This is a genomic window from Streptomyces sp. NPDC024698, assembly GCF_055559015.1.
The window spans coordinates 158,427-173,248 of the sequence record NZ_JBVHLK010000009.1 but is presented as its reverse complement, the minus strand read 5'-3'; the positions used below and the strand labels follow the sequence as shown (position 1 = coordinate 173,248).

General features: G+C 74.2%; 1 protein-coding gene. It reads left to right on the top strand.

The annotated features are described in order from the left end of the window. Nucleotides 1–324 precede the first annotated feature (324 nt). The gene (locus tag ACZ4AA_RS22140) at nucleotides 325–14,805 is read left to right on the top strand and encodes an SDR family NAD(P)-dependent oxidoreductase (RefSeq protein WP_467604883.1); all 14,481 of its coding nucleotides are present in this window, start codon (nucleotides 325–327) and stop codon (nucleotides 14,803–14,805) included. Nucleotides 14,806–14,822 lie beyond the last annotated feature (17 nt).

Here is a 14,822-nt window from a genome sequence, read left to right as displayed (position 1 = left end):
CTCAATGTCTTCCTCCGTGAAGTCTGTTGAGCGGTCGGCGGTCGGCGGTCGGCGGTCGGCCCGTCGGCCCTCGGCGGGGCGGTCGTCGGGCGACACCACGGGGCCGTGCCGCGCCCGCATCCGCCGAAGTCCACCGCACACCACCGGAATGCGCCGCTGCCTCCCACTGTCCCTCCCACTGTCCCTGCCGTCTGCCGTCTGCCGTCTGCCGTCTGTCGTCTGTCGCCCGCCGGGCGTCGGCGGCGTCCGTCCTACGCCCGTGCACCCGCCGCACCGGCCGTACGGAATCCACCTGAGCCCGAGTTCACGAGGACACCAGCCCAGATGCCTGCGAACGAGTCCCCGAAGCAGTTCCCCGAGATGTCCCCGACGACCGCCGAGGGGGTGCGGGCCTGGTTGACGTCCGCCGTCGCCGAGGTGACCGGGCTCGCCCCCTCGGCCGTCGCACCGGAGCGACCGATCGCCGAATTCGGTCTGGGATCGGTCCAGTTGGTGAAGCTGGTCGCGGGCCTGTCCGCGTGGACCGGGCGGCCGCTCGAACCCTCCGTCGTCTTCGACCACCCCACCATCGCGGGGATCTCCGAGGCCGTCCTCGATGAACGACCTCTGGGCGCGGCCGGTCCGGCCCCGGCTTCGCGCGACGCGCCGGCCGGCCCGTCCGTGCGGACGGGGGACGACATCGCGATCATCTCCATGGCTTGCCGGTTCCCCGGCGGCGCCGACGACCCGGAGGCTCTCTGGCGACTGCTCGACGAGGGCGAGGACGTCGTCGGCGAGGTGCCCGCGGGCCGCTGGGACACCGAGGGGCTGTACGACCCCGACCCGGAGGCCACCGGCAAGGCGTACACCCTGCGCGGCGGGTTCCTGACCGGCATCGACCGCTTCGACGCCGCCTTCTTCGGCATCTCGCCGCGCGAGGCCGCGGCCATGGACCCGCAGCAGAGGGTGCTGCTGGAGACCGGCTGGGAGGCGATCGAGCGGTCCGGGATCGTCCCGGAGGCACTGAACGGCAGCCGAACCGGCGTCTACGTCGGCCTGTACGACAGCGGATACCTCGCCTCGGCCTCCCTGGACCGGCTCGACGGACACGTGGGTACCGGCTCGGCGTCCAGCGTGGCGTCCGGGCGCATCGCCTACACCCTCGGCCTGCACGGACCGGCCGTCACGGTCGACACCGCCTGCTCCTCCTCCCTCGTGGCCCTGCACCTGGCCGCCCGCGCGCTGGCCGCGGGCGAGTGCGACCTGGCGCTGGCCGGCGGCGCGACGCTCCTCGTGACACCGCGCGGGCACGTCGAGTTCAGCAGACTGCGCGGGCTGTCGCCGTCCGGGCGGTGCAGCCCGTTCTCCACCGAGGCGGACGGTGTGGTGTGGGCCGAGGGCTGCGGTCTCGTGCTCCTCAAGCGGCTCGCGGACGCGCGCCGGGACGGTGACCGGGTCCTCGCGGTCGTCAAGGGATCGGCGATCAACCAGGACGGCCGCAGCCAGGGCCTGAGCGCGCCGAGCGGTCCCGCGCAGGAACGGGTGCTGCGCGCCGCCCTCGACGACGCCGGGCTGTGCCCGGACGACCTGGACTACGTCGAGGCGCACGGCACCGGTACGCCGCTCGGCGATCCCATCGAGGGCCGGGCGCTCGCGTCGGTCTTCGGACCGGGACGGCCTGAGGACCGGCCCCTGGGCGTCGGCTCCCTGAAGTCCAACATCGGTCACGCTCAGGCCGCGGCGGGCATCGGTGGCGTCATCAAGACGGTCCTGTCCCTCGGCCACGAACGGCTCCCGGCGTCCCTGCACGCCGAGACCCCGACCGAGCACGTCGACTGGGCGGACGGCGGCCTGCGCGTACACAGCGACGCCGAGGCGTGGCCACGGCGCGATGACCGGGTCCGGCGGGCCGGGGTGAGCGCGTTCGGGATCAGCGGCACCAACGCCCATGTGGTGCTGGAGGAATCGCCGGAGGACCTGACACGCCCGGTCGTGCAGCCGGCTCCGACGCCGAAGTCTGCCGCGACGTCGGCGGCGGCGGCCGCGACTCCGGCACGCGATGTCACTCCGGCTCCACCCGCCACCCCGATACCCGCCGAGGGCCCGCGTCCCGAACAGCCGGTCCTCTTCCCGCTGTCCGCCCGCACCCTCCCGGCCCTCCGGGGGCAGGCCGCCCGCCTGATCGACGCGCTCACCGCGCGACCGCGCCCGGAACTGGCGTACGTGGCCGCGACGCTGGCCCACCACCGCACCCACTTCGAGCACCGCGCCGTCCTCCGTGCGGGCGACCACGACGAACTGCTCGCCGCGCTCCACGGTCTGACCGAGGAGAAGCCGGACCCCGACCTGGTCGTCGGCCCGCAACAGGTGCTCCCGCACGGCAAGTTGGCGTTCGTCTTCCCCGGTCAGGGTTCTCAGTGGCCCGGCATGGCCCGTGAACTCATGAACAGTTCACCGGTGTTCGCGGACGAACTCGACAGATGCGACGCGGCTCTGCGGCCGTTCACCGACTGGTCGGTGGCGGCCGTGCTGCGCGGCGACCAGGGCGCTCCTTCCCTGGACCGGGTGGATGTCGTCCAGCCGGTCCTCTTCGCCGTGATGGTCTCCCTGGCCGCGGTGTGGCGGGCCCGCGGAGTACGGCCGGACGCGGTCATCGGGCACAGTCAGGGCGAGGTGGCGGCGGCCTGCGTCGCCGGGGCGCTGAGCCTCAACGACGCGGCGGCGGTCGTCGCCCTGCGCAGCCAGGCCCTGACCGAGGTGTCCGGCACCGGGACCATGGCCGTCGTCGCCCTGCCGCACACCGAGGTCGAGACGCGCCTGCGCGGACTCGGCGGCCGGGTGTCCGTCGCGGCCGTGAACAGCGGCCGCTCCACGGTGATCGCCGGTGAGGAGGAGCCGCTCGACGCCCTGCTCGCCGACCTCGCCCGGGAGCAGGTGTTCGTCCGCCGGCTCGACGTCGACTACGCCTCCCACAGCGCCCGCGTCGAGCCGTTGCGCGGGGTGATCCTCGACGAACTCGACGGTGTCACCACCTCCTTGACCTCCGTCACCTGGTACTCCACGGTCACCGGCGAGCCGGTGACGCAGGAGTTGGAGGCCGACTACTGGTACACGAACCTGCGGGAACCCGTGCGTTTCGCGCCCGCCGTGGAACGCATGGTGGCCGACGGCTACCGCCACTTCGTGGAGCTCAGCCCCCACCCCTCCCTCGTCACCGCCGTCCGCACCGTCGCCGAGGACCACGGTCACACGGACCTGGTCGCGGTCGGATCGCTGCGCCGCGACGAGGACGGGCCCGCCTGTCTGGACCGGGCCGCCGCCGAACTCCACGTCCACGGACGGCGGATCGACTGGCGCCGCCTCGTCCCCGGGACGCGGACGGCCGACCTGCCCACGTACGCCTGGGACGCCCGGTCCCACTGGATCGATCCCGAACCCGGGTCCGGTGCCGTGACCTTGGGCCCCTTCGACCGCGCCGCGCACCCGCTGCTGGGCGTCCAGTTGCAGTCGCCGGACGAGACCCGCTGGACCTTCCGCAACGACTGGTCCCCGGCCACCGCCGACTGGCTGTCCGACCACGCCGTGTTCGGGCGGACCGTGGTGTCGGGCACGACCGTGATGGAGCTGTGTCGCGCCGCGCTCGCCGTGGCCCGTCCGGACATGTCGGGCGACGTGACCGAACTGCTCCTGCTCGCGCCCCTCGTGCTGCCGCGGACCGGCACGGTCGAGGTGTCGGTCGAGGTGGTCACCGCCGGATCCACGCCCGAGATCACCGTGCACAGCCGCCCGCGCGGCGGGGAGGCCCCGGGCTGGACCCTGCACGCCACCGCCTCGGCGGCCGCCCCCGCCCCGGTGACGGCGGCCCAGCCGCCGAAGTGGCCGGAGGCCGCCGAGTCCGTCTGGGGCCCGGCGACCTACGAACGGCTGGCCGCGCTCGGTCTCGGCTACGGTCCCTGCTTCCAGGGTGTCCGCTCGGCGGTCACGACGCCCGCCGACGGCGAACTGCTGGTCCGGCTGTCGCTGCCGTCCGTGGCCCGTGACGCGGCCGGTCCCTACCCCGTGCACCCGGCACTGCTGGACGCCGCACTGCACGTGGCCGCGGCGCTGGACCCGTCCGACGGCCGGGTGCTGCTGCCCGTCGCGGTGGGCCGCTGCGTCCTGCCGCCGGGCGGACCGAGCGACCTCACCGCGCTGGTGCGCCGCTCGGGCGGCTCGGGGACCGACGTCGTCCTCGACGTGACCCTGTGGGACTCCGACGGTCTTCCCGCGGGCCGCCTGGAGGACGTACGGCTGCGGGCCGCCGACCCGGCGGACCTGAACGGCGCCTCGGAGAACGCCCGGCACCTGTACGAAGTGGCGTGGACGGCCGTGACCGAACACCCCGAGCCGGCACCGTCCGCCGCGTGGGCCGTCCACGGAGACCCCGCGGACCCGGAGGTGGCGGCCGCCCTGCGCGAGCTGGCGGCGGCAGGCGTCCAGCTGCGCGAGACCGACGCCCACACCGTCGTACGATTCTGGCCGCGGCCCGCGCCCGACGCCGAACCCGCCTCCACGGCGCACGAGTTGGCCGCGACGGCGCTGGCCGAACTGCGCGCCCTGATCGCGTTCGCGGACGACGAGCGGCCCGCCCGGACCCTGTGGGTGACCCGCGGCGCGGTCGCGACCGGCGCGGGGGACGGCGTGCCGGGCCTGGCCCAGTCGGTGCTGTGGGGCCTCGCCCGCAGCGCCCGGGCCGAACACCCGCACCTCGGGCTGACCCTGCTCGACCTCACCGGCTCCGATCCCGCCGACGTCCTGCCGACGGCCGCGGCCCACGCCGACGAGCCCGAACTCGCCTTCAGGGAAGGCGTCTTGCTTGCTCCGCGGCTCGTACGGGCCCGCGCGACGGACACGCTGCGGATTCCGGCCGGTGACTGCTACGAACTGGCCGGAACCGCGGACGACCCGACCCTGCACGCTGTCACGCCCCCCGCCCTGACCTCGGGCCAGGTGCGGATCCAGGCGCACGCCGTGGCCGTACCCGGGCCCGGCGAACAGCGGCGGCACACCGTCTGCTCCGGTGTGGTCACCGAGACCGCCGACGACGTGGTGGACCTGACCCCGGGCCTGCGGGTCCTCGCGCTCGCCGACACCCCGCCCGGCTCCCAGGCGGTGGCGGACGCGCGGCTGGTCACGGTGCTCCCGGACGACGTGCCGTTCACCGTGGCGGCGGCCCTGCCCCTCGCGCCCGACCGCGCCGCCGACAGCGAGGAGTGGGCCCGGACGCTGCGCGAGGCCGTCGCCGATCCGGCGCGCACCGCGCGTGCCCAGGTCCTGCCCGTCACCGCCGCACGTGAGGCGATACGGCGGCGCGGGGCATCGAGCACCCCTGTCGTCCTCGACCTCCTCGGCCAGGGCGCCCCGGTGCCCACCGACGGCACCGTGCTGATCACCGGAGGGCTCGGCGCCGTCGGCCGGCAGATCGGCCGGCTCCTCGCCGAACACGGGGTCCCCCGGCTGCTTCTGACATCACGTCAGGGCAGTTCGGATCCACGCGCCGCCGAGGTCACCGCCGAACTGACCGCGCTCGGCTGCCAGGTCGAGATCGCGGAGTGCGACGTCGCCGATGCCGCCGCCCTGGCCGGCGTCCTCGCCCGGGTCGGCGACGCGCTGCCGCTTCGCGGTGTCGTGCACTGCGCCGGAATCCTGGACGACGGAGTGGTCGCCGAGCTGACCCCCGAACGCCTCGCCCGGGTGCTGCGTCCCAAGGTGGACGGCGCCGCCCATCTGCACCGGCTCACCGCCGACGCACCCCTCGACCTGTTCCTGCTGATCTCCTCGGCGGCCGGCCTGCTCGGCAGCCCGGGGCAGGCGAACTACGCGGCGGCCAACGTCTTCCTCGACCAACTCGCGCACCACAGGCGGTCCTTGGGGCTGCCCGGGGTCTCGGTGTCCTTCGGCGCCTGGTCGGGCGAAGGCCTCGCCGCCGAACATGCCGACCTGGACCGGATGGCCCGGCTGGGCCACCGAAGCCTCACGCCCGACCAGGGCCGCGAACTCGTCGAACTCGCCCTGCGCCGGGGCGCTCCGCACCTGATCGCCACGTCCCTCGACCTGCCCCGCCTGCGGGAGACCACGGCTGCCACGGACGACGGTACGGCGGCCCTGTGGCGCTCGCTTCTGCCCGCACCCCGCACCGCTCAGGACGGTGGTACGGGTCTGGCGGCCAGGCTGGCCCGGCTGACGGAGGCCGACCGCGCCGCCCGCGTCCTGGCCCTGGTCCGCGAGGAGGCGTCCCGCGCGCTCGGCCTGCGATCGGCCGAGTCCGTCGGTCCCGATCAGCCGCTGCGCGAGCTCGGGATGGACTCGGTGACGGCGGTGGAGCTGCGCAACCGCATCGGCACCCGCATCGGCGCCAGGCTCCCCGCCACCCTGCTGTTCGACCACCCCACCGCGGCCCGGCTCTGCGCCCATCTGCTGACCACCGCACTCGCCACGGACGGCGGAACCTCCGGACGAGGCGTACCCGGGCCTCGATCCCCGCGCACCCCCGCCCCGCCGTCCGACGAGCCGCTGGCCCTGGTGGCGATGGCCTGCCGTCTGCCCGGCGGGGTGAACGACCCCGAGGGACTCTGGCACCTCGTCGCGGAGGGCCGTGACGCGGTGGGCCCGTTCCCGGCGGACCGCTGGGACGTGGACACGCTGCACGACCCCGACCCGGAGGCCCTGGGCAAGTCCTACGCCAAGGAGGGCGGCTTCCTCGACGACCTGGAGTCCTTCGACGCGGGGTTCTTCGGCATCACCCCGAAGGAAGCGGACGCCATGGACCCGCAGCAGCGGCTGCTGCTGGAGACGGCGTGGGAGGCGCTGGAACGCGCCGGGATCGTCCCGGCCGAACTCGCGGGCACCGCGACCGGCGTGTACGTCGGCATGTTCGGCAGCGACTACCTCGCGGGATCACGGCTCGACGACCTCGACGGATACGTCGGCACGGGATCGGCGCCGAGCGTGGCCTCGGGCCGCCTCGCGTACACGCTGGGCCTGAACGGTCCTGCCCTGACGGTGGACACCGCCTGCTCCTCGTCCCTGGTGGCGCTGCACCTGGCGGCGCAGGCACTGCGGTCCGGCGAGTGCGACCTGGCGCTCGCCGGCGGGGTGACGCTGATGGTGACGCCCGGGACCTTCGTCGAGTTCAGCCGGCTGAGAGGACTGTCCCCGACCGGCCGCTGCCGCTCCTTCTCCGACGACGCCGACGGCGCCGTCTGGGCGGAGGGCGCGGGCATGGTCGTCCTCAAGCGGCTCGGTGACGCACGGCGTGACGGCGACGAGGTGCTGGCCGTGCTGCGCGGGACGGCCGTCAACCAGGACGGCCGCAGCCAGGGCCTGTCCGCGCCGAACGGTCCTGCCCAGGAACAGGTGATCAGGCGGGCGTTGGAGCTGTCAGGACTCGAACCCGCCGACATCGACTACGTCGAGGCCCACGGGACCGGCACCACCCTCGGCGACCCCATCGAGGCGAACGCCCTCGCGGAGGTGTTCGGCGCCTCGCGCCCCGAGGGCCGGCCGCTGTATCTCGGCTCGCTCAAGTCCAACATCGGTCACACTCAGGCCGCTTCGGGTGTGGCAGGGCTCATCAAGGTCGTGCAGTCCCTGCGGCACCGGTCCCTGCCCCGCACCCTGCACGCCTCCGCCCCCAGTCGCCATGTCGACTGGGACGACAGCGGGTTGCGTCTGCTGGGGGAGACGGTCGCCTGGCCGTCATCGGGCGACCGCGTGCGGCGGGCCGGTGTGAGCGCCTTCGGGATCAGCGGAACCAACGCGCACCTGATCGTGGAGGAGGCCGAACCGGCCGAAGTCCTGCCGGAGCGCGACATCACCCCGGAGAAGCGGCTGTTCGTGCTGTCCGGGCGCGGTGAGACCGCCGTAAGGGGACAGGCCGCACGGCTGGCCCGGCACCTGGACGAGGACGCCTCCCTGCCCGACGTCGCCCACACCCTGGCGCGCCACCGCAGCCACTTCGAACAGCGCGCCGGGATCGTCGCCGGTGACCGCGACGAACTGCGTGCGAAACTGGAGGCGTTGGCGGCCGGACGGACGGCGTCGGCCCCGCCCCGCGGTGAGCGGACGGGCAAGGTGGCCTTCGTCTTCGCCGGTCACGGCGGCCAGTGGCCCGGCATGGGCGTGGAGCTGGCGGCCGAGTCGGAGGCCTTCCGCGAGGAACTGGCCCGTATCGACGAGGCGGTGCGCCGCCGGGTCGGCTGGTCGGTGATCGACGTGCTGCGGGCACCCGAGGAGTTCGCTCCGTTCGGCCGCACCGAGTTCCTCCAGCCGGTGCTCTTCGCGGTCAACTCGGCCCTGGCGGCCGCCTGGCGCGGGCTCGGCGTGCGCCCGGACGCCGTGGCCGGGCACAGCCTGGGGGAGATCGCCGCCGCGTACAGCGCGGGAGCCCTCACCCTGGACGACGCCGTCGCCGTGGTGACCGCCCGCGCCCAGGCGGTCGCCCCGCTCGTGGGACAGGGCGGCATGCTGTCCCTGGAACTGTCCCGCACGGAGACCGAGAAGCTCCTCGCGCCCTCCGCCGGCCGGCTGTTCGTCGCGGCGGTCAACAGCGCCCACTCCACGGCCGTCTCCGGCGACACCGAGGCGCTGGCCGAACTGCGGGCGCGGCTGGAGGCGTCGGAGATCCCGGTACGGAGGCTGTCGACGCCGTTCGCCTCCCACACCCCCTTGATGGACCCGGTCCGCGCCGAACTGCTGAACCTGCTGGGCGGAATGAGCGGCAAGTGCGCTCCGACCCCGTTGTACTCGACGGTGGCGGCCGAACCGGTGCCCGGAGACCGGCTGGACGCCGACCACTGGTACGCGAACCTCGGACGGCCCGTCCGTTTCGCGGAGACGATCCGGCGGATGCTGGACGACGGCTACCGCTACTTCGTCGAACTGAGCCCGCATCCCTCGCTGACGGCCTCGATCGAGGCGGTGGCGGCCGAAGCGGGGATCGACGCGGTCGCGATCGGTTCGCTCGGCCGTGGACAGGACGGACGGGGCGTTCTGCTCGGCCGGCTGGGGGAGTTGTACGAGGCCGGGTACACGCCCGACTGGCCTGCGCTGTTCCCGCAGGGCCGCCGGACCGAACTGCCCACGTACGCCTTCGCCCGCGAGCGCCACTGGCGCGCGCCCGCCCCGGCCACCGCGACGGCCGGAACCTCACCGTTGCTCGGCACGCATGTCGAGGCCAGCGACACCCCCGGCCGGCACATCTTCCAGAGCGACATCGACCTGCGGGACAGCCGCTTCGCCTACCTCACCGACCACCGGGTCGGCGGCGAGGTCTGGCTGCCGGGCGCCGCCTTCCTCGACCTGGCCGTGGAGGCCGCGTCCGCGCTGCGGGACGGCGGTGAGGTCCGGCTGGCCGACGTGAGGTTCGTGCGGCCGCTGGCTCTGGACGCGGACCGTCCCGTACGGCTGCAACTGGTGATGATGCCCGCGACGGAGGACGGCTCCCAGGAGTTCGTCATCGCCTCCTCGGCCGCCGGGGCACGGCCCGCGCCGTGGGAACGGCATGTCACCGGCAGGGTCCTCGACGTCGGCCCCGTACCCACGGCCGGTGTGACGGACGCGCCCCGCGTGCCCGACACCCTGGAGCGGGGCGAAGAGCCCGCCGTGCTGCGCGAGCGGTGCGGGGAAGAGGCTGACCTGCCCGCCGTCTACGCGGGACTCGCGGCCCTGGGCATCGACTACGGCCCCGCCTTCCGGCTCCTGGAACAGGGGCACCGCACCGAGACCGCGGCGATCGGCCGGCTCGCCCGGCAGCCCTCCGCCGGTCATCTGCTGCATCCCGCCGTCCTCGACGCCGCCTTCCACACCGCGGCCCTGCCTGCCGGCGCGCCGACGGGCCGGGCCTTCGTGCCCGCCGGTGTGGGGCGCGTGCGGTTCACCGGTCTGCGCTCCGCACCCGCCTGGGCGACCTGCCGGCTGCGCTCCGTGGACGGCGACACCGCCCTCCTGGATCTGCGGCTCTGGGACGAGAAGGACCAACTGGTGCTGGAGGCGGCGGAGTTCGAGCTCGCCGCGCTTTCGCCGCTGGACGGCGCACTCTTCGAGACCCGCTGGCAGCCGCGCCCGCCCGCACGGGAGAAGCCGGTCGACGGCGGCTGGCTCGTCCTGGCCGACGAGACCGGAGTGGCCGACGCGCTCGCGGAGCGGCTGTCCGCCGCCGCGGTGCCCCATGTGATCGCGCGCAGGGGAGCCGCGTTCGCCGCCGAGGGACCCGGCCGTTACGTCTTCGACCCGGCCGATCCAGGGCAGTTGACCCGTCTGCTCGACGAGGCCTTCGCCGACGGTCCGCCGGAGCGGGTGGTGCAGCTGTCCGCACTCGACGCGCCGGCCGTCCAGGACACCGCCACGGCCGAAGAGGCGGCGCTGTGCTGCTGCTTGAGCACCCTGCACCTGGTACGGGCGCTCGCCGACCGCCCCCGGGGCCGCGCCCCGCGCCTGTTCATTGTCGTACGGGGCAGCCAGGCGGCCGGTGACAGCACTCAGGTGACACACCCTCAGCAGGCGCTGGCCTGGGGCCTCGGACTCTCGGTGGCCCAGGAGTACCCGGAGCTGTCGACCACGTTGATCGACCTGCCGGCAACGGACGACCACGAGGCCCTGTGGACGCAGGTGCGTCACGCCGACGACGAACGGCTCGTCGCGCTGCGCGAATCGGGCAGGCTGGTGCCCCGCCTCGCCCGCACCCGCCCGGACGACGGCGGTGACGAGGGGATCTCCGCGGACGGAGTGCACCTGATCACCGGCGGTCTCGGCGGACTCGGCAAGGTGGCCGCCGAACGGCTGGTCCGCCGGGGCGCCCGTCGGCTGGCCCTGCTGAGCCGCAGCGGCCCCGACGCGGCCGCGGAGAGCTGGATCAAGGGCATCGAGGCCCGCGGCGTCACCGTGCACCTCGCCCGCGCGGACGTCGCCGACCGCGGCGCGCTGACCGCCGCCCTGGACGGCGTACGGCGCGCGGCCGGGCCGATCGCCGCGGTCGTCCACACGGCGGGTGTCCTCGACGACGCCACGGTGGCGAACCTGACCGGCGAACGCGTACGACGCGTCCTCGCCCCCAAGGTCCTCGGCACCGCCCTGCTCACCGAACTCGCCCCGGAGGCAGGCAGGTTCGTCCTCTTCGCCTCGGTGGCGGGCGTCCTCGGCTCGGCCGGCCAGAGCCCGTACGCGGCGGCGAACGCCTTCCTCGACGCCTGGGCCCACCACCTCTCCCGCGCCGGCCGCCCGGCACTGAGCCTTGACTGGGGCGCCTGGGCGGAGGTCGGCATGGTCGCAGGCTCCGCCGACCGTGCCGCCGAGACCAGTCGTACGGGCCTGATGGCCTTCACCCCGGCCGAAGGCGGCGAGATGTTCGACCGGGTGCTCGCCTCCTCCCGCCGTCAGCTCGCCCCCGTCGCTCTGGACAGGGCCGCACTGGAGCTCGACGAGGACGCGGCCCGCGCCCGCCCGATCCTGGGCGACCTGATCACCGTCACCGGGAACGCGGCGGGCACGGACGACCTCGTCGCACGGGTGTTCGTGGCGGCGACCGACGAGGACCGGGCCGCACGGCTCGAAGCGTACGTACGGGCCAAGGTCGGCCAGGTCTCCGGCGGTGCCGTCGAGCTGTCCGCCACCACGGCCCTCAAGCAACTGGGCCTGGACTCGCTGATGCTGGTCCGGCTGCGCAACGCCTTCGCGCGTGAGCTGGGCGTCGAACTCCCGGCCGCCGCCGTCTTCTCGGCGTCCGACATCCGGGGCCTCGCACGGGCCCTCGGCGAGGTGCTGCCCGAACGGGGTACCACGACAGGGAGGACCGAGCCACGGTCCGAGGCCGCCACCGAGGTGCCCGAGACCGCGCTGCGGCCCGCGACCCGCGACGTCGTCAGGCTGCTGCGCAGCGCCCAGCCCGGCATGCCCGACGCGGCACACGCCATCGGCCTCGCCGTACGGCTCACCGCGCCGACCACCCGCGAGGCGCTCACCGGCATCGTCACCCGGCTCGCCGGGCGCCACGCGGCCCTGCGCACCGCGATCGACGCGGGTACCGGCAGGGGACGACAGCTGCGGGTGGAACGGGAGCCGGCCGAGCCGCTGCTGCGCTGGACACACGTGCCCGCCGACGCCGTACCCGACGCCGACGACCGGTTGTCCCGGCTCCTGGAGCCGCCGTTCGACCTGGCGAGAACGCCCCTGTGGCGGTTCGAGCTGCTCGACGCCGGCGCACGCGGCCAGATCCTGCTGTTCGGCGCGCACCACGCGGTGAGCGATCTCCAGTCGCTGCTCCTGGTCGCGGGCGAGATCGACGCTGAACTGTCCGGAACCCCGCTCGGCGACACGGTCACCAACCGTGACATCGACCTGCTCGTCGAGGCCCAGCGGACCGGCGATGCCTCCGCAGCCGCCGGCACCGAGTGGCGCGAGGACTTCCAGGGCAGCGAACGCCTCGACCTGACGCTCGCCCGGCCGCGCCCGGAGAAGCGTTCGTACCGGGCCGGGAGCGTGACCGTGCAGATACCCGGCGGGCTGATGGAGCGGGTGTCGGCGGCCGCGAGCAGGCTCGCCGTCACACCGGCCGCCTTCTGCCTCGGTACCCTGACCGTCCTGCTGGCCAGGATGCGGGAGCGGGAGCGCTTCGTGCTCGCCGTGCCCGTCGACACACGCATCCACGCCGACGCGTACGACGCGGTGGGCTTCTTCGGTGTGCCGGTGCCCTTCCCGGCACAGGCGGCGGCGGGGGAGCGGATCGAGGAGGTGCTGTGCCGGACGGACGCGCGCCTGGACCGGGTCCTCTCCAAGGGCGCCATGTTCTCGGACGTGCTGCCGGCACTGGCCAGGCAGGGGCTGCACCGGGCGAACGCCCCGCTGGTGGAGGTGTACTTCAACTACGTACGCTCCTCTGCGGCACCCCTCGGCCGGCTGGAGGTGCTTCCGGCCGGAACGGGCTACTCCGACCTCGACCTCATGATCACCATGACCCCGGACGCCGGCCGCGTCCGGCTCGATCACAATCTCGACATCCTCGACGCGGCGACCTCCACCGGACTCGCGGAGGCGTTCCTGCGGCTGCTCGCCGAGACGGCCGAGGACCCGACGACGGCTGTTCGCGCACCGGGTGCCACACCGCCTCCGGTCGCCATAGAGGCGACGGCAACACCACTTGAAGGGAAGCCCGTTGAGGGGGCGCCGGTGGCCCGTACGCGTCGCTCGCTCGCCCTCGCCGCCACCTTCGCGCTCGGCGATCTGCCGCTGCTGTGCGAGGCGGCGGTGGCGGACGGCACCCAGGAGGGAGCGCGGGAGGGGAGAGGCCGGGACGAGGGACTGACGGTGACGGAGGCGCCGTACCACCAGGTGCTCGCCGCCCTGCGCGATCCCTCGGGAGTCTTCACCGATCCGGCCACGGCGGTGGGCGTGGTGCTGCTGCGGGCCGCTGACCTCGAACGCTTCGGCCCGGTCACCGACGCGGTACTGACCGAACTGCGAACCGCCTACCCGGCCGCGCTGCGCGCCCTGTCCGAGCGGACCCGCGGACCACTGATCGTCGGCATCCTCCCCTCGGCGCGGCGGGACGACCGCTTCGCGCTGTGGGAGAGCGACCTCGTCGACGAACTGACCGAGGCGCCCGGCATCGCGGTGCTGGGCCCGGACGACTGGACACACCACCACACCGTCGCCGAACCCTTCGACGAACGGACCGAGCGGCTCGCTCATCTGCCCTTCACCCCCCGCTTCCAGGCGGCGGTCGCCCTGCGGCTGGCCCAGGTCGTACGAGCCGTGCTGCGTCCCGCGCCGAAGGTGATCGCGGTGGACGGCGACGAGACCCTCTGGGGCGGGGTCGCCGGAGAGACCGGCCCCGAGTCGGTCGACCTGACCGGACCGCGCGCCGCACTGGCGAGGACGCTGCTGCGATGGCGTACCGCGGGCGCGCTGCTCGCCCTGGTCAGCAACAACGACGAGGACACCGTACGGGCCGTTCTGGACCGTCCGGACAGCCTGCTGAGGGCGGAACACCTCACCGTGCTGTCCGCCGGCTGGGGCCCGAAGCCCGAGCGCCTCAGGGAGGCCGCGCGCACCCTCAACCTGGGGCTGGACAGCTTCCTGTTCCTCGACGACAACGCGGTCGAGATCGCCGGAATGCGGTCGGCGCTGCCGGACGTCCTGTCCGTGACCTGCCCTCCGGCCGCCGAACTGGACGCCTTCCTAAGGCGGTTGTGGCCGCTCGTTCCGGCGGCGGCCACGGCCGAGGACGGACTGCGGGCCGGGTTCTACGCACAGGAACGGGAACGGGACGCGGTGCGCGCACAGGCCGGCTTCGAGGAGTTCCTCGCCCAACTCGGACTTGAGGTCGACATCCGGGCCCTGTCCGATGCCGACGTCGAACGGGCCGAACAACTCGTCCGCCGCACCAATCAGTTCACCCTCCGTCCCCGGTCGGCCGACGGCGGCGATCTGGCGCGCTGGCGGGAGGACGGCGAGGTGTGGACGGTCGCCGCGCGAGACCGCTTCGGCGACTACGGACAGATCGGCCTGCTCGCCCTGCGCGCGGACGGCGACCGAGTCGACGTTCTCGCCTGGAACTTGAGCTGCCGTGCCCTCGGCCGAGGCGTCGAGGAACGGCTGTTGCAGTGGCTGGCGGACCGAGCCGACCAGCTCGGCAGCGCGAAGGTCCGGCTGACGGCGCTGCGCACCGACCGCAACGTACCGGCCCGACGCCTGTTGGCCGCGCTCGGTGGCGGCGACCAGGACGACGAGCGCCTGGAGAGCGTGGTCACACCGGAACACCTGCGGGGCTTCCGATCCTGGCGGAAGCGGTGAGAGGACCGGCGGTCAGG